The following is a 22,340-nucleotide window of genomic DNA, read 5'->3' on the forward strand; positions in this document are numbered from 1 at the left end:
TAAGCTTGTAACTAATTGAAAAGGACGTGTAAAAATGAAGAAACGTTTATTATCAGCAATTGTGTTAAGTGTAGGACTTTTAATCGCAGGGTGCGGCAATCAAGGGGCTGCAACTGGTGACAGTAGTAATAAATCTAACGATAGCGGAAGTACAAGTAATCAACCTGTTAAAATCGTAGCAGTTGGTTCAACCGCTTTACAACCATTAGTAGATGCAGCGAAAGATCAATTTGTTTCTGAACATGCTAATTACACAATTTCAGTTCAGGGCGGAGGTAGTGGAACTGGACTTTCTCAAGTCGCTGATGGTGCTGTGACAATTGGAAATTCTGACGTTTTTGCCGAAGAAAAATCTGGTGTAGATGCGTCAAAACTTGTTGATCATCGTGTTGCCGTTGTGGGAATGGGTCCTGTGGTCAATAAAGAAGTTGGCGTTAAAAACATTAGCAAACAAGAATTGATTGATATTTTTTCAGGAAAAATTAAAAACTGGAAAGACCTAGGCGGAAAAGATCAAGAAATCGCAGTAATCAATCGTCCAAGTGGAAGCGGAACGCGAGCAACTTTTGAAAAATGGGGACTAGATGGCGCTAAAGCTGTCCAATCTCAAGAACAAGACTCATCAGGAACTGTTCGTCAAATTGTGTCCCAAACACCTGGAGCAATCAGTTATCTTGCTTTTTCTTACATGGATGAATCAACAGATGCACTAAGTATTGATGATGTAAAACCTACAGAAGAGAATGTTGCAGATAATTCTTGGAAAATTTGGTCTTATGAACATATGTATACAAAAGGTCAACCGGATGATGATGTAAAAGCGTTTTTAGATTTTATGCTGACAGATGATGTTCAAGACGGTGTAGTCAAAGAATTAGGCTATTTACCAATCACAGCAATGAAAGTTGAAAGAGACGTAACAGGTACCATCACTAAAAAATAAGTTCTTTCCCCCTAAAGAATCAAAAGGAGGCTGGATGTGAAAACATCCGCCTCTTTTTGATTTAATCATTTTTTGGTAATTTTACTACAAACGTTGAACCAAGGCCTAAATGACTGTCGATCGTGACTGTTCCACCTAATAATTCAGTATAATTATGCACAATCGATAAACCTAAACCAGTTCCACCAGAATGCCGGCTTCTTGCTTTATCTACTCGGTAAAAGCGCTCAAAAATTCTTTCTTGGTCTTCTAAACTAATCCCGATGCCCAAATCTTTCACTGTGAAAAAGAATGTATCAGAGAATCCAAAATCAATGGTGATCGTTCCGTCAGATTGAGAATATTGAATTGCATTTTCAATCAAATTTTTAACGATCGGATAGAAAAGTTCATACTTTGTTGTGTAGGTTATTGATTCATCCCCAAGAATTTCGATTGTTAGATGTTTTTCTTTGGTTGCTTTACGATAAGAACGCAGAATTTCTTGTGTGAAAGGAAGCATGGCAACTTCTTGGTCATCATACGAAATGTTTTTTCCATCACGAGAAAGCTGTAAAATTTCCTGAATCAGTTGTTGTAAGCGCAAAGCATCTTTTTGCATGATCTCCAAAAATTGTGATAAGGTTTCAGGGTCATCTTTAGCACCGTCTAATAAGGTTTCGGTAAAGCCCAGTAAAGAAGTGACGGGTGTTTTTAACTCGTGTGAAACATTACTAACAAAGTCTTTTTGAATTTTTTCTAATTGCCTAACACGGGTTAAATCATAAGCAATTCCCAAAACTTGGTAATCATTTCCATCTTCTTCTATATAACGTAAAGACATATCTAAAATCGTTTCATTCAATGAGTCAGTTAGTTTTATTTCTTGATGTACCGAACTTTTTTCTGTGATAACTTGATGAATCAAATGGATCAGGGCAGGCTCTTTGATCACTTCAAAATAATCTTTACCGGCATCATTTTTCTCAATCATTAAAATTTCAGTCATCTTAGGATTGATCAATTGAACCTTTCCATCAACATCAATAATAAAAACACCAATCATCAGTTCATCCAGTAAGGCGTGAAATTGTTCATCAGTGGATGTGTAAGCCAAATATGTTTGGCTCATTTGTTGACTCAAGAGATTGACCGTTTGATATAATTCATTCCATTCTGGTGAATCTTGGATGATCGATCGCGCTTCATCTGGATATTTCACAATTTTTTTCAACACGGGTAAAACTGTCACCAAAGGTTCATTTTTCTGATGAAGTAATAAAAAGACGAAAGCCGTAATAATCAAAAATAAAATGCCTAAAGTAAACAGAATATAGCGCCTAAATGATCGGATACTATTAGAAAATTGTGTCGTTTCTTCTGACATTCGAATAATACCGATTAATTCACCATTTTTATCGACAGGCAATGCTAAGTAAAGTAATTCTTCTTTTAAAGTCGCACTTTTTCTCAAGGCAGAGCCGAAATCAGCACCAGAAAGAATTGCCTTAACTTCAGGACGATTACGTCTTGATTCATGCAGTGATGAATCAAGACTGTCGTAAAAAATATCCCCTTTGGCGTTCATCAATGTCAAACGCTCATTTTTATCAGTTGAATAATGTTCAATAAGCTTCTCTTCTTGATCTGAAAAATGTTGCGTTAAAAACAAATCAGGAGAGAGCTGGTCGAGAATCAATGTCCCTTTTTTTTGTAAGTACTCTTCCTGTTGGGACAATAATTCCTTTTTAAAAAAATAGTTTGTTAAAAAAATACTACCTACAAATAAAGCAAGCATCATAATTCCAACTACCCAATATTCAATACGTTGGCGTTTTTTCATTTTTTAGGCTCCTGAAAACGATAGCCAAACCCTCTAACTGTGACTAAGTAGGCAGGTCGCTTTGGATCAATTTCGATTTTATCTCTTAAATGACTGACATGGACGTCAACAATACGGCTTTGACCTGCAAAATCATAGTTCCAAATTCGATCTAACAAAGTATCTCGATCAATCACGCGATCTTTGCGTTTGATAAAGTAGACGAGTAATTCAAATTCTTTTGGCGTTAACTCAATTTTTTCGCCACGAACGCTCACTTCATAGTTTTGTTCATCAACGCTGATTTCACCTAATACCAAAGGTGCTTTAGCCGTCTCGCTAAACTCTTCTGATTTAGCTGACGTAGGTTTCAGACGTCGGAAGATCGCTTTCATTCTGGCTAAAACTTCTCTAGGACTAAAGGGTTTTGTTAAATAGTCGTCAGCACCGATTTCTAACCCGATGATTTTATCGACTTGATCATCTTTAGCGGTCAGTATCAAAATAGGGGTGTCAACTTTTTCCCTACGTAGTGATTTTGTGATTTCTAAGCCATCCATGTTCGGCAACATAACATCTAGAATGATAAAATCAAATTGATTAGACAGGGCTAACTCATAACCGACTGCACCATCTTCCGCCGATATTACTTCATAGCCGTCTTTTTCTAAGTTAAATGTCAACAACGTTACAATCGACGGTTCGTCGTCAACAACTAGTACTTTCTTCATCTATTTGGCTCCTTTAAATACGAAATAAACACAAGGTTATTTTATCATAGATTCACAGCTATCAAAAACTTTATGGAATGTTTCTAAAACTACTTTCAAAGCCAAAGAAATGGTATAATAAAAAAGATTGAAATGAGGGAAGCCAATGATTGGAATTAGCGCATGTCTTGGTGGGGTTTGCTGTCGCTATGATGGCCAAGCAAAAGAAATCACTGCCTTAAAAAAATTAGTAGAGAATGGCCAAGCAATGCTTGTCTGTCCAGAAGTCTTAGGTGGCTTACCAATTCCTCGAGAACCTGCTGAAATTAGCGGTGGAGACGGATTTGACGTTTGGAATGGTGATGCAAAAGTACTTACGAAAACTGGGGAAGACATGACCACTCTATTCAAACAAGGGGCAATCATAGCTTATCAAAAACTAGTTGAACAAAATATCACATCGATTATTTTAAAAGAAAATAGTCCGTCTTGCGGAAGTAAAAGTATTTACGATGGTACATTTTCTGGCAATCATCGAAATGGCGCAGGGGTTGCAACGGCTTATTTTATTTCCAGAGGTCTTGAGGTCGTTTCGGAAAATGATTGGCAAACAGTGGTCGATCATGAAAAGTAGAGATGTCAAAAAATAATCGAAGAATATTTTTCTGAAAAGGATTTTTGTACTAACTCTGCAAAGTTATTATGATCAATTGATCAAATCTTTAAAAAAATCCTCGAAAATCAAATAAGAACTATTGACTAATCGCTCTGAAATCGGTAACCTAAAAGGGATTGAAGATAGGAGTAACAACTATGGAAATTGAAAAAACCAATCGAATGAATGCGTTGTTTGAATTTTATTCTACTTTGTTGACAGAAAAACAAATGAATTATATGGAGATGTACTATGCGGATGATTTCTCATTAGGCGAGATTGCTGAAGAATACGATATCAGCCGCCAAGCAGTTTATGACAACATCAAACGGACTGAGAAGATCCTAGAAGAATATGAAAAAAAACTTCATCTATTTTCTGATTATATCGTCCGTGGAGAGTTACTAGAAACACTTAAAAGCTACGTGAACGAAACCTATCCGAAAGATACAACAATCATACAGTATATAGAACAAATACAAGAAGTAGAGGAATGAGATTATGGCTTTTGAAAGTTTAACAGATCGCCTACAACAGGCAATGAGCAAATTACGTCGTAAAGGGAAAGTATCTGAAGCTGACGTAAAAGAAATGATGAGAGAGATTCGCTTGGCGTTATTAGAAGCCGACGTAAATTTACAAGTTGTTAAAGATTTTACAAAACGAGTTCGTGACCGTGCAGTTGGTGTAGAAGTTCTTGAAAGCTTATCACCAGCTCAACAAATCGTTAAAATCGTTGATGAAGAATTAACAGCAACATTAGGGTCAGAAACAGTTGGCCTAAATAAGTCTGAACGCATTCCAACCGTGATCATGATGGTTGGTTTACAAGGAGCAGGTAAAACAACCTTTGGCGGTAAATTAGCGAATCATTTGATCAAGACAGAAAATGCACGTCCATTGATGATTGCAGCCGATGTTTATCGACCAGCAGCGATTGACCAGTTGAAAGTTTTAGGCCAACAATTGGATGTACCAGTTTTCGATATGGGGACTGAGACAAGTCCTGTAGAAATCGTACGTCAAGGGATGGAATTGGCTAAAGAAAAGAAAAATGATTACGTCCTAATCGATACTGCAGGTCGTCTGCATATTGATGAGACGTTGATGGATGAGCTAAAACAAATCAAAGATATCGCTCAACCCGATGATATCTTGCTTGTCGTTGATGCAATGACCGGTCAAGATGCAGTTAATGTTGCTGAAAGTTTCAATCAGCAATTAGGAATCACTGGTGTGGTTATCACCAAACTCGATGGAGACACTCGAGGTGGTGCGGCACTTTCTATTCGTTCCGTTACAGGCGCACCAATCAAATTCATCGGTTCAGGTGAAAAACTTACTGACTTAGAAATTTTCCATCCAGATCGTATGTCTAGCCGTATTTTAGGTATGGGCGATATGTTAACATTGATTGAAAAAGCCCAACAAGATTATGATGAGAAAAAAGCTGAAGAACTTGCAGTAAAAATGAAAGAAAACAGCTTTGATTTTAATGACTTTATTGAGCAATTAGATCAAGTAATGGGTATGGGACCAATTGAAGACTTGTTAAAAATGATTCCAGGAATGAACAATATGCCTGGCTTAGAAAATGTCAAAGTTGATCCGAAAGATGTGGCACGTAAAAAAGCAATGGTGCTTTCTATGACACCCGCTGAACGCGAAAATCCAGACTTATTAAATCCAAGCCGTCGCCGTAGAATTGCTGCAGGTTCAGGTAATAATGTAGTTGAAGTCAATCGGATGATCAAACAATTTAAAGAATCCAAAAAAATGATGCAGCAAATGTCCAAAGGAAATATGGATATTCCTGGTATGGATCAAATGCTTGGTGGAGGCATCAAAGGTAAACTAGGAAAAATGGCCATGAATCGCATGGTGAAGAAAAACAAGAAAAAGAAAAAAAAGAAAAAGTAACGTAGAAAAGAAAGCATACCAAAATCATAGATTCTGGTATGCTTTCTTTTTATAATTGAGATGGACCAGTAATTGTGCCATAGATCAGCAGAAGGGAATAATGGAGTAACCAATTTTATATTATAAACGTTTTCTTGAAAATTTTGCTAAAATAAAGAAAAGTTTTAAAAATAAAATTTAGCTATTGGAGGAGAAAAAGGTGAAACAGCGATGTTCTTGGGCGCAAGAGAATAAAAAAATGAAACTCTATCATGATACGATTTGGGGAGTTCCAGTATATGATGATCAGCGCCTGTTTAGAAAACTAGTATTGGATATCAACCAAGCTGGCTTGAGTTGGCAAACTATCTTGAATAAAGAGAACCACTTTGATGCCGCTTTTGATGATTTTGATATAAAAAAAGTTGCTTATTACGATGAAAGAAAAATCGAAGAACTTATGAATAATCCAGGCATTATCCGTAATCGTAGAAAAATCGAAGCAGCAATCTATAATGCTCAAAAAGTTATTGAGATCCAAAATGAGTTTGGTTCTTTTTCCAATTATTTATGGAGTTTTAATGCGCAACACGTTTTGAAAAATTCTTATCAAAATCAACTGGAGATACCTACAACAAATGAACTATCAGACAGAATAACCAAAGAGTTGAAAAAAAGAGGATTTAAGTTTGTAGGCAGTACGATCATCTATGCGTTTTTAGAAGCTGTTGGGATAATCAATGATCATGTAACAACATGCTTCCGATATGACGAAATAAAGTAAAAAATAGTCTAAACCAAAACATTATTTAAGTTTGGTTTAGACTATTTAATTTTAATCAACTATTTTTTCTAGAAAAGCAAGATAAGCATCAACAATTGTTCTGAAAAAACTCATGGTGTTTTCAGCAATCGTCCCATCATCGTTGATTAGATTTACTATATTGCCGATGTATGCTTCTGGTTGTTGTAAGGTCGGAACATTAAGAAAAACCAATGATTGGCGTAAATGATGATTTGCACCAAAAGCACTTAATGCGCCAGGGGACACGCTAACAACTAGTCCTGGTTTGCCATCCCATACATTTTGACCATAAGGACGTGAACCAACATCCAAAGCATTTTTTAAAACACCAGGAACAGAGCGATTATATTCTGGTGTGACAAAAACAAGACCAGTCAGTGTTTTTACTTCTTCTCTAAATTTCGTCCAAGCAGCAGGAGGCGTACCTTCGTCATCCAAATCTTGATTGTACATCTCTAATTCATGTAAATCGATAAAAACAGGTTCATAATCTTCTGGGAATAAACTGGATATGGCAACGGCCACTTTTTTACTATAAGAATCTTTTCTCAAACTTCCGACAAAAAAACCGATTTTTTTCTTCATAAATCTTTCCTCCATTCAATAAATAACGTTGTTTATTTTATTTTAAGCCGAGAAGATTGTTTTTGCAAGAAATCGATCTTTAGAGCAATCATCAGAATGTTATAAGCAAATCAATGTTCAGCAATATGTATCCTCTATATAATTAAAGCAACAAAATTTTTAGAAAAACGAGGGATAAAATGATGATGAGTGTTAAACGATTTGCTAAAATCAGTGCTTTTTTGTGTATTTTTTGGTTGCTGGTCATTGGTATTTCTACGAAAACAAGAGCAGTAGAGAACAGCTCTAGCACGATTGAAACACATACAATCTCAAGTACCGAAAATAAGGAACCTCAATCTAAAATCAGCGCCACAACGAATAGTGATAGCACAACACTCTCAACTGAAGAAAGTAGCATTGAAAACCAAATAAATCTTCAACCAACTGTAAAAGCAAACAAAGAGTACGGGTCTGAGTTGTTAACTAGTGTAAGTCTGACAGATATTGCTAATAATCTCGTTCATCGAGTGAAAAATAGCGATAAAATCAAAGTAAATTACTCATTTTCTCTACCAGATGAAGCTCAAGTAGGTGATGCGTTGACGTTTGAACTACCGGCTATTTTACAAATGGTAAACTACAGTGACTTTCCATTACTTAGTAAAATGGGGAGTGAAATTGGTATAGCAAAAATCGATCGAGCAACAAACAAGGTTACCGTGATATTCAATCAATATGTAAGCAATCACAATGCGATCAACGGCCAATTCTTTTTCTGGGTAAAACTTGTAAATGACCAAACAATAGATGGAGATAACGAAATTCCAATACCTGTTAATGGTACGACAAGTGATCTTACACTTATGGCAAATAAAACGAGTGGTGTCAGTACTGGTATTACGAATCCTACGACTATTTTTAAAAGTGGTAAATTCGATTCAATCGATCCTCAAAAAATCAATTGGACGATTTCGATCAATAATTCAGGACAAAATCTGTTAATGCCAATCATTAATGATACCCTAGGAGCAGGTCAACAACTGCTTAACGGTACATTCAGTGTTAATTATCGTGATGTCGATAAAAAAAGTTTAAAAAAATATCCACTTCCAAGCAACTTTGAAGGCGATCTAACCAAAGTAGAATCAACTCTAAATGGTTTTGTATTATCCCTTGAAAATTTAGGTAGTTATAGCGGATTAAAAGGATATGTGTCAGCAGTTGTCAATTATAGTACAAAAGTCACTGATTCATCAGTGAAATATATTAATCAGGTCAATACGTTAGATGAGTTTGGAATGGTTCAATCAAGAAACGCTAGTTTAACCAGTTATGCAAATGGTGGGAGTGGAAATGGAGATGTAAATCAAATCATCGATAGCATCACAGATAAAATCGATGAAGTTGAAAGTATTGATTTAGACGAATTAACTGAATCATCTGCCAAAAAACTAACAGAAGCTAAAGAGAATGCCCAAACAGCTGTAAACAACGAAGACGCAATGCCAACTGATTTAGAGTCTGCTACTGAACTATTGGTTGAGCGGTTAGTTACAGTAGAAGAAATTGCTAAACCGGCCGATATCGATGAATTAGAAGCAATTATCGAACAAAATGATGGACTAAAAGAAGATGCCTACACGCCGGAAACTTGGAAAACATGGATTGATAAGAAAACGGAAGCTATTAAACTTATACAAGTAGCCAAAGAAACGCCTGAAACTGTTAGTCGCAATGAAATCAATCAGATAACACAAGAATTGAAAACAGCCAGAGCAAATCTAATTGAAGCTGTTACTCCGTCTGAGACAAGAGAATCAGAGTTATCTAGTGAACCATCCACTACGGAAACAACCAATGCTTCTCAAAGTACCACTAGCATTCAAAATGAAAAAAACTCTGGAAATCAGCAACAACTACTAAAGACTGGAGAAAATAAGTCACCTCTCTTAGTTTTAATCGGAGTACTTTTATTATTGGTGGCAACTTGGATATTGGTTGCCAAAAAGCAAGTTGAGAATTAAGTACCAAGTGTTAGCGTATATTTTGAAATAATATAAAAATAAGCTATAAACAAAAGAAGAAAATTCTTCTTCATTGTTTATAGCTTATTTTCGTTAAGCAACTGTTGATTGCCCCTGCCAAGGTAGATTAATTATAACACATATATAGCTGAAAGCGCTAAAAATCAGCAGTTTAAAGCTTTTTTTAAGGTGTCAAGAAAAAACTCTTTACAGCTTGCTGAAAATCTGGTAAACTAACATTTGTGATTAAGTTAATGGAGGTGTAATATATAAAATGTCAGTAAAAATTCGTTTAAAACGCATGGGTTCTAAAAAGAGTCCTTTTTACCGTATTGTAGTCGCAGATTCTCGTTCTCCTCGTGATGGACGTTTCATCGAAACTGTTGGAACTTACAATCCTTTAAAAGATCCTGCAGAAGTAGTTTTAAAAGAAGATTTAGTTTTAGACTGGTTGTCTAAAGGCGCTCAGCCTTCAGATACTGTTCGTAACATCCTTTCAAAAGAAGGCGTTATGAAAAAACACCACGAAGCTAAACTTGAAAAGAAATAAGGTGACCGATAATGACAGATGTGAAAGAGTTAGTTTTAACTATCGTTCGCCCATTAGTCAGTCAACCTGAGCTAGTTAAATTAGAAATAGAGGAATCTGATGTCTTTCTAGAGTATAATTTGACGGTATCACCTGAAGATATTGGCCGTATTATTGGGAAGCAAGGACGTGTTGCTAAAGCAATTCGTACCATTGTTTACAGTGTACGTGTGGATGGACCGAAAAAAGTTCGTTTGAATATTGTAGATGGTAAATAGCACGAAATGAAGCATCCAAATTTTTGGGTGCTTTTTTTTACGTTTTGACGAATCAATAAATATCCGTTAGTATAAACTAAAATATAAGACAAGTTGAGGAGAAGTGAATGGACAACCTAAACAGCTATCAAAAACAACTAGTACAAGGTCTCGACGAATATTTACTACAAGCCGAATTAGAAATAGGTGATATTTTTGTGCTTGGCTGCAGCAGTAGTGAAGTCAGTGGAGGCGTAATCGGTAAAAACTCTAATTTAGAAATTGGCGAGATGATTGTTTCTACACTTAAAGATAAGTTGGCCAAAAAAGGAATTCATTTAGCTGTACAAGGATGTGAACACATCAACCGTTCGCTAGTTGTTGAAAAAGAAATAGCCAAACACCACCAGTTTGAAATCGTTTCTGTCGTCCCAGCTCTTCATGCAGGCGGAGCTGCGGCAGTGGCTGCTTTTCAATTTTTCCAAAATCCAGTTGTTGTTGAAAAAATCACTGCACAAGGCGGTATAGATATTGGCGATACATCAATTGGGATGCATATCCAGCATGTCCAAGTTCCTGTTAGAACATCCATCAAAGAAATCGGAGGAGCGCACACGACTTATTTACGTAGTCGTCCTAAATTGATTGGAGGTATTCGTGCTGTTTACAACTAAAAAAGATAAGGAGTAACCTGTTGATTCATTGGTTGACTCCTTATCTTTTTATTTGAACGATTATTTTTTTCTAAATACTTTGATTTCAAAAATAGGTGCATCAAAACTGATTTCTGCTTCGTCAATCATCAACCCTAACAGGTGATAATCTTCTTCTTCATGATGCGTGATCCCAAGCAATTCATCATAATAACTTTCAATACTTAGATCTCTAGGTGTGTTTAATAATTCTAATAAATGCAGGACATTTTCTGGTTCGTCTTCTGTTTTTCCTTGGATTTTGATGCAAAAACCTTCTGATGTAAAGTCTAGCCCAATCCGGATTTCCTCAATATCATTTGAAAAAAAGTAAGTCAGTAACTCATCTACGATTCTCTTAGCTTTATCTCTTTCTTGCATGTTGTTTCACCTTTCTGATCTGTAAAATATTATCAAGTAATGGTACCATGACCGCCGCAACAAAACCAGTAGAAAATCCATTATTATAGAGATTCAGTCCACCGTGAAGATAGCTGACATTTGTAACTAATGACATATGCAAAAATCCGGCGATCAAGCCAAAAGTAATCCCATAATATCCTGCAATCGGTGCTAGCCCTGTGCCAAAAATCCCTGCAAGTACCACGGTTGTTTGATTTACTTCAAAAACCGAAGATAATTGTGCTGTCAAAAAAACACTAACTAATAATGGTAAGCTGTTGAGTAGATGATTACCAAATGCGCTGAAACCAACAGCGGATAAAATAGCGCCAACAATTGGACCATTGAGTGTGGAATGACTAACTTGAGTATAACCAACTAGTAATAAACCCATCAGCGCCATATTCATCATCGTAGCGCCAATCCCTGCAATAGAAATAAAATCAGTAATCAATTTACCCGAAGTTTTGCTGATATCTTTTAGACCTTTCAGAGAAAAATGATTGATTATAAACCCCGCAACAAACATAATAAAAAATAAAAATAACAGAAAAAAAAGAAGTTTGGAATGATAAGCAGTAGAAACTAAATTTTTTCCTTCGATTTTCCAGCCAAACATCCTTAAAATTCCAGTAAACATCATTGCAATAAGTCCGGAAGTAAATCCAACATTATATAAAGAAAAACCTTGATGGAAGGTAAGAATATGAGATGCTAACGGTGGTAAAATCAACCCAATAAAAATACCAACGAAACATCCTAAAGGAATCGAAAGAGGGAGTGGCAAAGAAATTCCAAAGGTAAGATAGCTAATGATAGGAGATAGAGCACTCCCAAATAAACTAACAACGATAAATTGAGAAAAAGGCTTCTTTACAATTTTTGCATAACAAAGTCCACCAATAATAATTGGGATTGAATTATATAGATTTTTCCCAAAAAATGAACAGCCTGAAACGGTAAATAAAGCAGCAATCATAGGACCGTTGATTGGAATTTTTTCTTTTTTAGCAAGTAACACACTAATCAGTGTAAGCAATCCACTATTCACAAAAGCACTACCGAAAGTACCAAGTTCAATATAATCAGTTAATAAATTGCTAGGGGAAGTTAAAATACGGATCATACCTGCCCAGAGAATGGTGATAGGTTCACTGAGTAGACCAATTATAATCAAAATAACGCAATAACCAATGAGAAGATAATAATTTTTATTTTTATCAGTCATTTCTGGATTTTTTTTATTCGTATGTAAAAAAAGTGCTTGGCTGTTATTTTTAGCCATAAAGAATACCTCCATCATCTATCAATAATCTAACTATATCCTGTAAAACCTTCATTGGTCAATAACAATTCAGAAAAGTCAGGTAAATTATCATGTTTTTTAGCTATATTCATAATTATTGAGAAAATGAATCCCTAAAAGAGTGTAAAATAAAAGAATAAATATTAAAAAAATAAATAATGATAAATTGTATTCGTATTATACTATTTCTCAGTTGAGACGAACACGGGGCCAATACACATTTAAATTATACGAGGAGGGATTATATTTGGTTAGAAAGAAGGTCTATCAAAAGCAACATATTTTAGCAGCTGCACGAGATTTATTAATAGAAAAAGGTTTTTCCTTTATAACAGCACGAAATGTAGCTGAGCATATGGGGATTTCAACACAACCGATTTACCTTGAGTTTAAAAACATGGAAGAGTTGAAGTTGACTTTATTGAAAACAACATACGAATTTTTAGAAACTGAATTCTTTTCTAAAAAACAAACATCACATATACTTGCTAATTTTGGCTTAAATTATATTGATGTTGCCAAATCGAACAGCAAACTGTATATAGCTTTGTATATCGACCAACATTCATATGGTCAAGAATTAAAACAGTTATCATTTGATTCGTTTCGAAAATCGATTCAAAATGATGAGAAATATACAGAGATTGCAAAAGAACAACTTGAGAAATTGCACATGAATTCATTGATTTGTGCGATGGGAATGGCATCATTGAGTATTTCTGGAATAGTAAACCAATCGGAAGATCAATTGATTACGGCGTTTGAAGCAGTTGAGAAAAATTGTGGAATATAACATGCTGAAAAGCCTTAACATAATTCGTTTCTATTTACTGAGACTGAGAGATTCCTACGCCAAAAGTATTAAGCAGATTTCGTCTATTTGACTGATTTTTTTTAGTGATATCATTGCTAAAATAAGTTTATCAAATGAAATTTGGAGGAATTATCTTGAAAATAATTAAAACAATCGTTGTACTAGCCTTACTTTCAGGCGTCACTCTTTTTGGAGCTAAACTATATACACAAAACAAATCAGATGAACTTTCAGGCACTATAGATCAATTAAACCCACTAGTGACAGAAGGTGTAGTTTATGTCAAAACAAAAAAAGCCGACAGCATAAACAGCTACGGCATTACGACATATAAACAACAAACATTCGACAAAGATGGTCAGCAAAAAGAACTTACTTTTACAGCAGATCATGAATTGATAACTGACCGTTATTTAAAAATATACAATAAAGGTGCCCATGTTGAAACATTTGAAGAAGTTTCTAGAGAAACCGTTCCTGAAAAAGCATTACAGCAATTGAATAAATAGAAAGACTGCAACATAATATAAACTAACGAAATGAATTGGACAACAGGGAGAATCAATGGATGATCTGTTTTTGTTCAATTCAAGTTAGAATTATATTCGTGCAGTCTTTTTTTGTGCAATCAATTTGTTCAAACAGCCTGAGGTATAAAGTCAATTGTACATAAATCATTGTGATGAAAATGGATAGTCGCTCGGATTTTTCCATCTTCAATCAATTTTTGTGCAGTGTCTTTTACGTCTTCTTGGTCAAATTGCTGGAAATTGATCACGTTTGCTACAAAATGAGGAGCTTTCCGATTGGAAGCCTCAAGAATGAGCGTTTCGATATGTGGATTAAACGTCACGTGCTTTCACCTCTTTTATCAACAGTACCACTTTATTTCTAAAATGGGTAGTAATTCATTGATACATGAGGATATGGAAAGAATTTTCTTCATACTACTAAACTTTCTCCAACATTTTTTCGTAGCCAGAGTAAAAATGTTGATTTTTTAAGATTATTAATTTATTTTGAGAGGTTCCAATTAATTGTTGTAGTTCAAACAAATTCTTCTTCTAATAATGATGAAAGAGTAGGTTTATACGGGATATTTTCTCGTTTTGCGATCTATTTGATAAGGAGGAAGCGATAAAAAAATAATGTCTGCATCATCTATAGCTAGTTTGATCCAATCTATAGTTGTTGTGGCTTCAATGATCCATGACTCTTTGGGCAAAATAATTTGAAGCTATTTGGTGGATTCTTCTACAGAGTAAGGTTTATCTCATGTGTGATGATGCGTCCACATGAGGTTATCTAATTAATAATAAGGTATCTCTTTTTTAGCTAATAGCTGTCTTGCAAAGGTTGTGTCTCCACCGCCAACAGGACCTGCAATCATTATTTTGGTGATAGTTGTCCTCTAATCAGAAAGAAAAAAGAATGGCAATGAATCGCCATTCTTTTATCTATTTATTTTTTTGCTTCTTGTAAAATATTGATTTTCTCGATGCGGATATCTTTCTTAGGTTTATCTTGTTCGCCAGTTTCAGCAGAGGCGATTTTATCTACAACATCCATACCTTTAGTTACTTGACCGAAAACAGTATGTTTGCCGTCTAGGTAAGGTGTACCACCTTTTTTGTAAGCATCGATAATTTTTTCTGGATAATCATCTTTTAATAAGCCATCTGACTTATCCTCAGCATTTTGAACAATAAAGAATTGGCTACCGTTAGTGCCATTACCTTTTTCATCTTTACCAGCATTAGCCATTGATAGGGCGCCGCGTAGGTTGTACAACTGGTCAGAGATTTCATCATCAAAAGAGTCATTCCAAATACTTTCACCACCTGTGCCATCACCCTTAGGGTCTCCCCCTTGGATCATGAAATCTTTGATAACGCGATGGAACGTAACATTATTATAATAACCATCTTTTGCATGTGTCATGAAGTTTTCAACCGTTTTTGGTGCTTGTTTAGGAAATAGTTTGATTTCAATTGTTCCTTCTGTTGTGACCAATTCAACTAAATCTTCTTCTTCACTAACTGTATCTGACAATTGAGGCAATTCTAGTGAATTTAAATCGACAGATTCAGACGTTTTCGTATCAGTAGAAGAAGTAGCAGAAGAATCCGCAGGTTTTTTCTCATTTTTAGGTCCACAAGCTGCAAATAATACTAATGATGTTAAAAGAGCAGTCGCAGCGATGAATTTTTTTGTTTTCATAAAGTTAAGTCTTCCTTTCAATAATAGTTACATCTCATAATAACAAATCCTCTTTAGAACTGCTAGTCAAAATGGGGAAATTTTAAGATTCTCAAAAGGTGTAGACCACTTTTTATTATTCTGCTATAATGAAAATGCATACATTATAATCAATACAAATCTTAGGAGGCAGTAATAATGGGAAAATTAGGTATTTCTATTTATCCAGAACGTTCAACTTTTGAAAAGGACAAAGCATATCTAGATTTAGCACATAAATATGGATTTAAGCGTGTTTTTACAAGTTTACTTCAAATCACAGAAGACAAAGAAAAGGTTTTAGCAGAGTTTAAAAAAGTTGTTGATTACGCTAACAGTCTTGGAATGGAAGTGATGGTCGACATTAATCCTGCCTTATTTGAACAATTAGAAATTTCTTATGATGACTTATCATTTTTTGATGAAATGGGTGCGTATGGTGTCCGTTTAGATGTTGGTTTTACTGGTGCTGAAGAAGCGAAAATGACTCGCAATCCATACGGCATCAAAATCGAAATTAACATGAGTACAGGAACAAGTTATGTAGACAATATTATGAGTTACTCACCGAATACAGATAACTTATTGGGTTCACATAATTTCTATCCACATCGTTATTCTGGTTTAGGCTATGATCATTTTGTTTTTTGTTCTGAAAAATTTAGAAAATACAATTTAAACACAATGGCTTTTGTGAACTCACACGATGCAACATTTGGGCCTTGGCCGACGCAAGATGGCTTGTGTTCATTAGAGGATCACCGCGATCTAGAAATCGCTACACAAGTGAAACACTTAGTATTAACTGGTTTGATCGATGATATCTTAGTTGGTAATGCCTATGCATCTGAGGCTGAATTAAAAGCGATGTCCGAGGCGTTCAAGGCTGAATACCCATCTGTGAAAGTAGATGTTGCAAAAGATATTACAGATGATGAAAGAGAAGTCTTGTTCACAAGCCTTCATAGCTATCGTGGAGACCGTTCAGAATATATATTGCGTTCAACTATGACACGTATTCACTTTAAAGACCGTGCCTTTCCTGCTCATAACACAAAAGATATGACAAAAGGAGATGTTTTGATCGACAATGTTGGATATGGTCAGTACAAAGGTGAAACACAAATTGCCTTGAAAGAAATGAAAAATGATGGACGAGTGAATATTGTTGGACGTATTTCTGACGATGAATTATTCTTATTAGATTTCTTGAAACCTTGGTCTAGTTTTAAATTAATTGAAAATAATAAATAAAATAGAATTGAGAGCAAACAAAGGGAACTTAAAACTTTTGTTTGCTTTCATTTTTCTTTCTTAAGATTTATACTAATTAATTCAAAATGATTTCTTTCGATAAAATAAAAAGAAAAGAGGTGACATTTATGGAAAAAGAACTAAGTGTTTTATTAGCAAAACTTCAAGGGATTGCACAAACGGGGAAAAAATATGGAAAAGATATTTTTGATCAAGAACGATACGACGAACTTTCTAAGGTAACAAAACAGTTAATAGAAACTTTGTACCCTAGTTTATCTGATAAAGAGTTAACAGTTCTTCTCGAAAAAGACGAAGGATATGCAACGCCAAAAGTAGATATTCGAGCAGTTATCTTCAATCAAGAAGGGAAGTTATTGCTGGTAAAAGAAAAAAGTGACAACTGCTGGGCTTTGCCAGGAGGTTGGGCTGATATTGGCTATTCACCGAAAGAAATTGCTGAAAAAGAAACAATGGAAGAAGCAGGAATATCCGTTATAGCTGAGCGCTTGATTGCCGTGTTAGATATGTCAAAACATGATTTCCCCCCTAAATTGACTTATGTTTATAAATTTTTTATTCAATGTGTCGCTGAAAATCAAGAATTAAAAACTGGAATTGAGACGAATGATGCTGGCTATTTTTCACTACAAGAAATTTATTTGCTTGCTCTCTCTAAACAACGAAACATCATCGATAATTTTGAAATGATTTTTGCTGATTATCAAAATGAAAAAAATATCATGATTTGTGATTAGCATTGCGAAAATGCCAATAAAACATTATACTATTTAAGGATTTGAAAAAAATAGTATCATTTGTTATTTATTTAAGAAAAGCATATTTTATGAGTGATACGTTTAAAATGGGGAGTAATAGGATGAATCGCATAGTAAAAATTTTGATAGCTATAGTTGTTTTAGTTGTAATCGTACTAACAGGAGCAGGGATGTATTTCTATAATTATGCTGTTGTTCCTTCAACAAAAGATTTCTTAGCTGGGGATACACCAGGAACCGATGTTGAAGCTAAAACACCAGAAGAAAAATGGTTTAAAGACAAAAATAATCGTTCATATTGGGATTTGACGTCTAAAGATGGATTAAAGTTAAAAGCAATTTATTTACCTGCTGAAGAGAAAACGGATAAAAATGTTATTATGGCTCATGGGTATATGGGAAGCGCCGAGACAATGGCGAGCTTTGCTAAAATGTACCATGACTGGGGTTATAATGTTTTAGTGCCGGATGCTCGAGGACATGGTGAAAGTGAAGGCGATTATATTGGTTTTGGCTGGCCAGAGCGAAAAGACTATCTTCAATGGATCGATAAAATGGTTACTGAAAATGGTAAAGATAGTCAAATCACTTTATACGGTATTAGTATGGGTGGTGCCACAGTCATGATGACTAGCGGCGAAAAACTACCTGAAAATGTCAAAGCGATCGTGGAAGATTGTGGCTACTCAACTGTAAATGGGGAACTCGCTTATCAATTGAAAGATATGTTCAATTTACCGGCGTTCCCACTAGTTCCGGTTACAAGTTTGATTACTAAAATTCGTGCAGGTTATTTCTTTGGCGAAGCAAGTTCTGTCGCCCAATTGAAGAAAAATAAAGTACCAATGTTGTTTATTCACGGAGATGCAGATAAATTTGTGCCATTTAAAATGTTGAATGAAGTATATAATGCAACGGATGCACCAAAAGAAAAATTTGTCGTAAAAGGTGCAGAACATGCTAAAGCTTATACCGTTGATCCAGAAGCTTATAAGAAAAAAGTTGAAAGCTTTTTAACTAAATATGTAGATTAATGATGATCGTCATCCAGTTTGAATCACTGGTGACGATTTTTTAAAGCAGAAAAGTGGGGTTATATTAGAATAAAGTTTTATTTAAATGCTAGTCGTGCTAATTTTACTATGCATCCACTAGAATTCTTTGATATGATAATAGAAAGAAATGAGGTAAAATAGATGGAAGAACAAATTATTGACTATCTGCATTACTTACAAATAGAACGAGGGCTTTCCCTTAACACAAGAAAAAGCTATGAACGAGACTTACATAAATATGTCACTTTTCTAAAAGAGCAGAAGATCGAAACTTGGCAAGTGATTGACCGTTATATAATTATGGAATATTTACAAACATTGTATAATGAGAACAACTCATCTGCGACAATTATTCGAATGATTTCAAGTCTTAGAGGTTTTCATCAGTTTTTAAGACAAGAACGATTGACAGATCACGACCCAATGCAGCATATCGATTCACCTAAAAAAGCACAAAAACTCCCTAGTACACTGTCTGTAGAAGAAGTTACTTCACTGATTGAAACACCAGATACAACCAAACCTTTAGGCGTAAGAAACCGAACAATTTTAGAGGTCATGTATGCTACTGGACTTCGAGTGAGTGAGCTTGTAGAACTAAAAATAGGGGATTTACACTTATCAATGGGATTATTACAGACAATTGGTAAAGGGGATAAAGAACGGATCATTCCCTTAGGTGATTACGCGATTCAATGGATTGAAAAATACCTAGAAGAAGCACGGCCTGTTTTGATCAAAAAAAATCAAAGTGAGACACATTTGTTTGTAAATCATCATGGTAAGCCGTTATCACGCCAAGGAGTTTGGAAAAATTTAAAACAAATCGTCCGAGAAGCAGGGATCAATAAGAATATAACGCCACATACATTGCGACATAGCTTTGCGACACATTTATTGGAAAATGGTGCGGATTTGAGAATTGTACAAGAACTACTCGGACACGCAGATATTTCTACAACTCAAATTTATACCCATATTACAAAACAGCGGATGGCAGATGTTTACAAACAACACTTCCCAAGAGCTTAAAGAATAAAAAAGAGAGAAGGTGAGATCATGTTAACTTATTATCGAAAAGAGCAGCGTAAAATTGCGATGGGTTTATTAAGTTTTCATCAAAAATTAACAGAGTACCATTCACTGCTAAAAGAATTAGACATGTATGAAACAGAAGATAACTTGCATTTACTTTTTTGGACACCAGTTGGGGAACAAAACATTCAAGGAATCGTAGGAATAGAAGTAGAAACGTCTGAAGCGATGATTTTACATGATATATCGATCAACCCTTCTTTTAGAGGAGAGAAGCTTGGGTTTGACTTACTAAATGAAGTTAGGGAGTTGTATCCTGAGACAAAAATTTATGGCACATTAGCCACATCCGCTTATTTATCTAAGTGGAAAGAACACAATGCTTGAATTTTATGGTAAACTAAAGAGTTGAAAAAGAAAGTTGGATGATCTTGCAGGAAATTAATGTGAAATTGGATGTATTTGAAGGACCACTCGATCTTCTTTTACATTTGATTCAAAAATTGGAAATCGATATTTATGACATTCCGATTGCTGCAGTAACGGAACAGTATATGAACTATATCCATACAATGAAAACGTTGGAGTTAGAAATTGCTGGGGAATATCTAGTGATGGCAGCAACATTGATGGCAATCAAAAGTAAGATGCTTTTGCCCAAACAAGAGTTGGAAATGACAGAAGACGATGAAATCTTAGATGGTGAAGACCCACGAGATGCGTTGGTTGCTCAATTATTAGAATATCGTAAATTTAAATATGCAGCGGGTCTTTTGCATGAAAAAGAATCTGAAAGAAGTCTTTATTATACAAAAGAACCCATGGACATAGATGAATATAAAGAAGACAATCCTTTATTGGAACCGAATCAACTGAATACAATCGATCTTTTTCTAGCTTTTCATGCAATGCTAGAAAAGAAAAAAAGTCGTCAGCCAGTCGAAACAACGGTTACTGGAGATGATGTATCGATTGAAGAAAAGATTGCAACAATCACGCAAAAAATGTGTCAGATCGATCGGAATACACCGATAAACTTTGAGTCTTTTTTTACGAACTATTCTAAACAAGAAGTTGTTACGACCTTTATGGCTTTGTTGGAATTGATGAAAAAAGGGGTCGTTCATGTAGAACAAGAGGACAATTATAGTACCATTTTACTCTATAATACATCCGAAGAGATTGAAACAAGTACGGAGGAAACAGCGTGACCACAGTTAGTCAAATCGAAGCGATTTTATTTGTTGTTGGTGAAGAAGGAATTGGTTTAGAAGAATTGTCTTATTTATTAGGACTATCTACCGCCAAAACATATGAAGCATTGACCGCTTTAAAAGAGCGCTATGAATCAGATGAACAAACCGCATTAAATATTTTAGAAGTTGGAAATCACTTTATATTATCTACGAAAAAAAACTTTGCGCCGTTATTAAAAAAATATGCACAATCACCTATCTCGAATTCTTTGTCCCAAGCAGCCCTTGAGACATTGTCGATCGTTGCTTACAAGCAGCCAATTTCAAGAGTAGAAGTAGATGAGATTAGAGGTGTTCAGTCAGCAGGGTCTATGCAAAAATTAGTTGCTCGCCAACTGATTGAAGAAAAAGGACGGGTGGACGGACCTGGTCGAGCTATTTTATATGGTACCACTGCTTATTTCATGGATTATTTTGGTTTGAGATCCTTAGAAGAGTTACCAGATATCCATCAAATGGAAGAAGAAATCGCTGAAGAGTTACCTTTAGACCTCTTTTTCGACCGTTACAAAGAATTAAATGAAGATCCGCCAACAACGGACATAAATGAATCGGAGGAAGAAAACTAAATGGAAAGACTTCAAAAAGTAATTGCGCATGCAGGAATTGCATCACGTAGAAAAGCAGAAGAATATATTGTCAACGGACGTGTAAAAGTAAATGGGAAAATCATTCGAGAATTAGGAACGCAAGTAGGGAAAAATGATAAGGTTGAAGTAGATGATGTGCCAATTTACAAAGAAGAATATGGTTATTATCTTTTCTACAAACCAAAAGGCGTCATCTCCGCTGTTTCGGATGATAAAGGTCGAAAAGTTGTTACAGACTTTTTCTCTCACATCAAAGAACGAATTTATCCTGTTGGACGATTGGATTATGATACCTCTGGATTATTACTATTAACGAACGATGGTGAGTTTTCTCAAAAATTGACTCACCCAAGTCATGAAATCGATAAAGTTTATGTGGCAAAAGTAAAAGGATTAGCTAAAAAACATGATTTGCTTCCACTGACTAAGGGAATGAAAATCGAAGGGTACAAAACTGCGCCAGCTGCTTTTGAAATCATATCTGTCGATCTTAAAACAAACACGAGCATTGTTGAATTGACGATTCATGAAGGTCGTAATCACCAAGTGAAAAAAATGCTTCAGGCAGTAGGTTATCCAGTTCAGAAATTAAAAAGAGAAAAATACGGTGATTTGACCTTAAAAGGACTACGTCCAGGTGAATACCGCAACTTAAATAAAAAAGAAATTAGTGTTTTAATGAATCAATCAAAATAATCTTTTTAGAGAAGTTAGAAAAAAAAGCGCGTA

Annotated in this window: 26 protein-coding genes; 19 read left to right on the forward strand and 7 right to left on the reverse strand. The window is 35.1% G+C overall.

What is annotated here, in order from left to right; genetic code table 11:
• Positions 1–34 precede the first annotated feature (34 nt).
• The gene (locus I583_RS05770) at positions 35–943 is read left to right on the forward strand and encodes a phosphate ABC transporter substrate-binding protein PstS family protein (protein ID WP_010761454.1); all 909 of its coding nucleotides are present in this window, start codon (positions 35–37) and stop codon (positions 941–943) included.
• A gap of 61 nt (positions 944–1,004) precedes the next feature.
• On the opposite strand, the gene I583_RS05775 is transcribed toward I583_RS05770, so the two are convergent.
• A complete protein-coding gene (locus tag I583_RS05775; RefSeq protein WP_010761453.1) occupies positions 1,005–2,765 on the reverse strand; it encodes a sensor histidine kinase in 1,761 nt (586 codons plus the stop codon).
• Positions 2,762–3,475, reverse strand: coding sequence for a response regulator transcription factor (locus I583_RS05780; protein WP_010761452.1), 714 nt, complete (start codon positions 3,473–3,475; stop codon positions 2,762–2,764). Before I583_RS05780 ends, I583_RS05775 begins: the two co-directional genes overlap by 4 nt.
• A 145-nt stretch (positions 3,476–3,620) precedes the next feature.
• On the opposite strand from I583_RS05780, the gene I583_RS05785 reads away from it, so the two are divergent.
• The 4 genes from I583_RS05785 (at position 3,621) to I583_RS05800 (ending at position 6,792) form a co-directional block, all read left to right on the forward strand.
• The gene (locus I583_RS05785) at positions 3,621–4,088 is read left to right on the forward strand and encodes a 2-thiouracil desulfurase family protein (protein WP_010761451.1); all 468 of its coding nucleotides are present in this window, start codon (positions 3,621–3,623) and stop codon (positions 4,086–4,088) included.
• 179 nt (positions 4,089–4,267) lie between these two features.
• Positions 4,268–4,606 (forward strand): putative DNA-binding protein, encoded by a 339-nt coding sequence (locus I583_RS05790; protein ID WP_010761450.1) that lies wholly within the window; start codon positions 4,268–4,270, stop codon positions 4,604–4,606.
• Positions 4,607–4,610: 4 nt separating this feature from the next.
• Positions 4,611–6,029 (forward strand): signal recognition particle protein, encoded by a 1,419-nt coding sequence (gene ffh / locus I583_RS05795; protein ID WP_010761449.1) that lies wholly within the window; start codon positions 4,611–4,613, stop codon positions 6,027–6,029.
• A gap of 199 nt (positions 6,030–6,228) precedes the next feature.
• A complete protein-coding gene (locus tag I583_RS05800) occupies positions 6,229–6,792 on the forward strand; it encodes a DNA-3-methyladenine glycosylase I (protein ID WP_010761448.1) in 564 nt (187 codons plus the stop codon).
• A gap of 51 nt (positions 6,793–6,843) precedes the next feature.
• Here I583_RS05800 and I583_RS05805 read toward each other — a convergent pair whose 3' ends face one another.
• Entirely contained in the window at positions 6,844–7,398 is a 555-nt protein-coding gene (locus I583_RS05805) for an NADPH-dependent FMN reductase (protein WP_010761447.1), read from the reverse strand.
• Positions 7,399–7,577: 179 nt separating this feature from the next.
• On the opposite strand from I583_RS05805, the gene I583_RS05810 reads away from it, so the two are divergent.
• The 4 genes from I583_RS05810 to I583_RS05825 all read left to right on the forward strand — a co-directional run bounded on the left by I583_RS05810 (position 7,578) and on the right by I583_RS05825 (position 10,864).
• The gene (locus I583_RS05810; RefSeq protein ID WP_010761446.1) at positions 7,578–9,404 is read left to right on the forward strand and encodes an Ig-like domain-containing protein; all 1,827 of its coding nucleotides are present in this window, start codon (positions 7,578–7,580) and stop codon (positions 9,402–9,404) included.
• 274 nt (positions 9,405–9,678) lie between these two features.
• Complete coding sequence (rpsP, locus tag I583_RS05815) at positions 9,679–9,954, forward strand: 30S ribosomal protein S16 (protein ID WP_010761445.1); 276 nt, start codon at positions 9,679–9,681, stop codon at positions 9,952–9,954.
• An 11-nt stretch (positions 9,955–9,965) separates the two neighbouring features.
• Positions 9,966–10,211 (forward strand): KH domain-containing protein, encoded by a 246-nt coding sequence (locus tag I583_RS05820; protein ID WP_010761444.1) that lies wholly within the window; start codon positions 9,966–9,968, stop codon positions 10,209–10,211.
• A gap of 107 nt (positions 10,212–10,318) precedes the next feature.
• Positions 10,319–10,864, forward strand: a complete 546-nt coding sequence (locus I583_RS05825) for a TIGR01440 family protein (protein ID WP_010761443.1) — start codon at positions 10,319–10,321, stop codon at positions 10,862–10,864.
• Positions 10,865–10,924: 60 nt separating this feature from the next.
• On the opposite strand, the gene I583_RS05830 is transcribed toward I583_RS05825, so the two are convergent.
• Both I583_RS05830 and I583_RS05835 read right to left on the reverse strand, forming a co-directional pair.
• Positions 10,925–11,263, reverse strand: a complete 339-nt coding sequence (locus I583_RS05830; protein WP_010761442.1) for a hypothetical protein — start codon at positions 11,261–11,263, stop codon at positions 10,925–10,927.
• Complete coding sequence (locus tag I583_RS05835) at positions 11,247–12,569, reverse strand: DUF1576 domain-containing protein (RefSeq protein WP_010761441.1); 1,323 nt, start codon at positions 12,567–12,569, stop codon at positions 11,247–11,249. Before I583_RS05835 ends, I583_RS05830 begins: the two co-directional genes overlap by 17 nt.
• Before the next feature lie 268 nt (positions 12,570–12,837).
• Here I583_RS05835 and I583_RS05840 point away from each other — a divergent pair, with 268 nt between their 5' ends.
• Both I583_RS05840 and I583_RS05845 read left to right on the forward strand, forming a co-directional pair.
• Entirely contained in the window at positions 12,838–13,383 is a 546-nt protein-coding gene (locus tag I583_RS05840; RefSeq protein ID WP_010761440.1) for a TetR/AcrR family transcriptional regulator, read from the forward strand.
• Between the two features lie 155 nt (positions 13,384–13,538).
• Positions 13,539–13,913 carry a YxeA family protein gene (locus tag I583_RS05845; protein WP_010761439.1) on the forward strand — a complete coding sequence of 125 codons (375 nt, stop codon included), beginning with the start codon at positions 13,539–13,541 and terminating at the stop codon, positions 13,911–13,913.
• A 128-nt stretch (positions 13,914–14,041) separates the two neighbouring features.
• Here the strand turns inward: I583_RS05845 and I583_RS05850 are convergent, their stop codons facing one another.
• Together I583_RS05850 and I583_RS05855 are read right to left on the reverse strand one after the other, a co-directional pair.
• Positions 14,042–14,257: a hypothetical protein gene (locus I583_RS05850; RefSeq protein ID WP_010761438.1), complete on the reverse strand. Its 216-nt coding sequence runs from the start codon at positions 14,255–14,257 to the stop codon at positions 14,042–14,044.
• 608 nt (positions 14,258–14,865) lie between these two features.
• Positions 14,866–15,624, reverse strand: coding sequence for a peptidylprolyl isomerase (locus I583_RS05855; RefSeq protein WP_010761437.1), 759 nt, complete (start codon positions 15,622–15,624; stop codon positions 14,866–14,868).
• A gap of 177 nt (positions 15,625–15,801) precedes the next feature.
• Here I583_RS05855 and I583_RS05860 point away from each other — a divergent pair, with 177 nt between their 5' ends.
• From I583_RS05860 to I583_RS05895, 8 genes are all read left to right on the forward strand, one after another.
• Positions 15,802–16,896, forward strand: coding sequence for a DUF871 domain-containing protein (locus tag I583_RS05860; RefSeq protein WP_010761436.1), 1,095 nt, complete (start codon positions 15,802–15,804; stop codon positions 16,894–16,896).
• Between the two features lie 128 nt (positions 16,897–17,024).
• On the forward strand, positions 17,025–17,654 hold the full coding sequence (locus tag I583_RS05865; RefSeq protein WP_010761435.1) for an NUDIX hydrolase N-terminal domain-containing protein: 630 nt from the start codon (positions 17,025–17,027) through the stop codon (positions 17,652–17,654).
• 122 nt (positions 17,655–17,776) lie between these two features.
• Positions 17,777–18,709 carry an alpha/beta hydrolase gene (locus I583_RS05870; RefSeq protein WP_010761434.1) on the forward strand — a complete coding sequence of 311 codons (933 nt, stop codon included), beginning with the start codon at positions 17,777–17,779 and terminating at the stop codon, positions 18,707–18,709.
• Positions 18,710–18,871: 162 nt separating this feature from the next.
• The gene (gene xerD, locus I583_RS05875) at positions 18,872–19,762 is read left to right on the forward strand and encodes a site-specific tyrosine recombinase XerD (RefSeq protein WP_010761433.1); all 891 of its coding nucleotides are present in this window, start codon (positions 18,872–18,874) and stop codon (positions 19,760–19,762) included.
• A gap of 27 nt (positions 19,763–19,789) precedes the next feature.
• On the forward strand, positions 19,790–20,152 hold the full coding sequence (locus I583_RS05880; RefSeq protein WP_010761432.1) for a hypothetical protein: 363 nt from the start codon (positions 19,790–19,792) through the stop codon (positions 20,150–20,152).
• A gap of 44 nt (positions 20,153–20,196) precedes the next feature.
• Positions 20,197–20,976 (forward strand): segregation/condensation protein A, encoded by a 780-nt coding sequence (locus I583_RS05885; RefSeq protein ID WP_034683165.1) that lies wholly within the window; start codon positions 20,197–20,199, stop codon positions 20,974–20,976.
• Positions 20,973–21,590 (forward strand): SMC-Scp complex subunit ScpB, encoded by a 618-nt coding sequence (gene scpB / locus I583_RS05890; protein WP_010761430.1) that lies wholly within the window; start codon positions 20,973–20,975, stop codon positions 21,588–21,590. Before I583_RS05885 ends, scpB begins: the two co-directional genes overlap by 4 nt.
• Positions 21,591–22,307, forward strand: coding sequence for a pseudouridine synthase (locus tag I583_RS05895; protein ID WP_010761429.1), 717 nt, complete (start codon positions 21,591–21,593; stop codon positions 22,305–22,307). It abuts the gene before it with no gap.
• Positions 22,308–22,340: the final 33 nt, after the last annotated feature.

The sequence above is a fragment of the Enterococcus haemoperoxidus ATCC BAA-382 genome, from assembly GCF_000407165.1.
GTDB classification, from domain to species: Bacteria; Bacillota; Bacilli; order Lactobacillales; family Enterococcaceae; genus Enterococcus_L; species Enterococcus_L haemoperoxidus.

Bases quoted from the DNA above. Each gene is read 5' to 3' on its own strand.
- I583_RS05770 (WP_010761454.1), top strand. From the start codon at position 35: ATGAAGAAACGTTTATTATCAGCAATTGTGTTAAGTGTAGGACTTTTA.
- I583_RS05775 (WP_010761453.1), bottom strand. From the start codon at position 2,765: ATGAAAAAACGCCAACGTATTGAATATTGGGTAGTTGGAATTATGATG.
- I583_RS05780 (WP_010761452.1), bottom strand. From the start codon at position 3,475: ATGAAGAAAGTACTAGTTGTTGACGACGAACCGTCGATTGTAACGTTG.
- I583_RS05785 (WP_010761451.1), top strand. From the start codon at position 3,621: ATGATTGGAATTAGCGCATGTCTTGGTGGGGTTTGCTGTCGCTATGAT.
- I583_RS05790 (WP_010761450.1), top strand. From the start codon at position 4,268: ATGGAAATTGAAAAAACCAATCGAATGAATGCGTTGTTTGAATTTTAT.
- ffh (WP_010761449.1), top strand. From the start codon at position 4,611: ATGGCTTTTGAAAGTTTAACAGATCGCCTACAACAGGCAATGAGCAAA.
- I583_RS05805 (WP_010761447.1), bottom strand. From the start codon at position 7,398: ATGAAGAAAAAAATCGGTTTTTTTGTCGGAAGTTTGAGAAAAGATTCT.
- I583_RS05810 (WP_010761446.1), top strand. From the start codon at position 7,578: ATGATGATGAGTGTTAAACGATTTGCTAAAATCAGTGCTTTTTTGTGT.
- rpsP (WP_010761445.1), top strand. From the start codon at position 9,679: ATGTCAGTAAAAATTCGTTTAAAACGCATGGGTTCTAAAAAGAGTCCT.
- I583_RS05820 (WP_010761444.1), top strand. From the start codon at position 9,966: ATGACAGATGTGAAAGAGTTAGTTTTAACTATCGTTCGCCCATTAGTC.
- I583_RS05825 (WP_010761443.1), top strand. From the start codon at position 10,319: ATGGACAACCTAAACAGCTATCAAAAACAACTAGTACAAGGTCTCGAC.
- I583_RS05830 (WP_010761442.1), bottom strand. From the start codon at position 11,263: ATGCAAGAAAGAGATAAAGCTAAGAGAATCGTAGATGAGTTACTGACT.
- I583_RS05835 (WP_010761441.1), bottom strand. From the start codon at position 12,569: ATGGCTAAAAATAACAGCCAAGCACTTTTTTTACATACGAATAAAAAA.
- I583_RS05855 (WP_010761437.1), bottom strand. From the start codon at position 15,624: ATGAAAACAAAAAAATTCATCGCTGCGACTGCTCTTTTAACATCATTA.
- I583_RS05860 (WP_010761436.1), top strand. From the start codon at position 15,802: ATGGGAAAATTAGGTATTTCTATTTATCCAGAACGTTCAACTTTTGAA.
- I583_RS05865 (WP_010761435.1), top strand. From the start codon at position 17,025: ATGGAAAAAGAACTAAGTGTTTTATTAGCAAAACTTCAAGGGATTGCA.
- I583_RS05870 (WP_010761434.1), top strand. From the start codon at position 17,777: ATGAATCGCATAGTAAAAATTTTGATAGCTATAGTTGTTTTAGTTGTA.
- xerD (WP_010761433.1), top strand. From the start codon at position 18,872: ATGGAAGAACAAATTATTGACTATCTGCATTACTTACAAATAGAACGA.
- I583_RS05880 (WP_010761432.1), top strand. From the start codon at position 19,790: ATGTTAACTTATTATCGAAAAGAGCAGCGTAAAATTGCGATGGGTTTA.
- I583_RS05895 (WP_010761429.1), top strand. From the start codon at position 21,591: ATGGAAAGACTTCAAAAAGTAATTGCGCATGCAGGAATTGCATCACGT.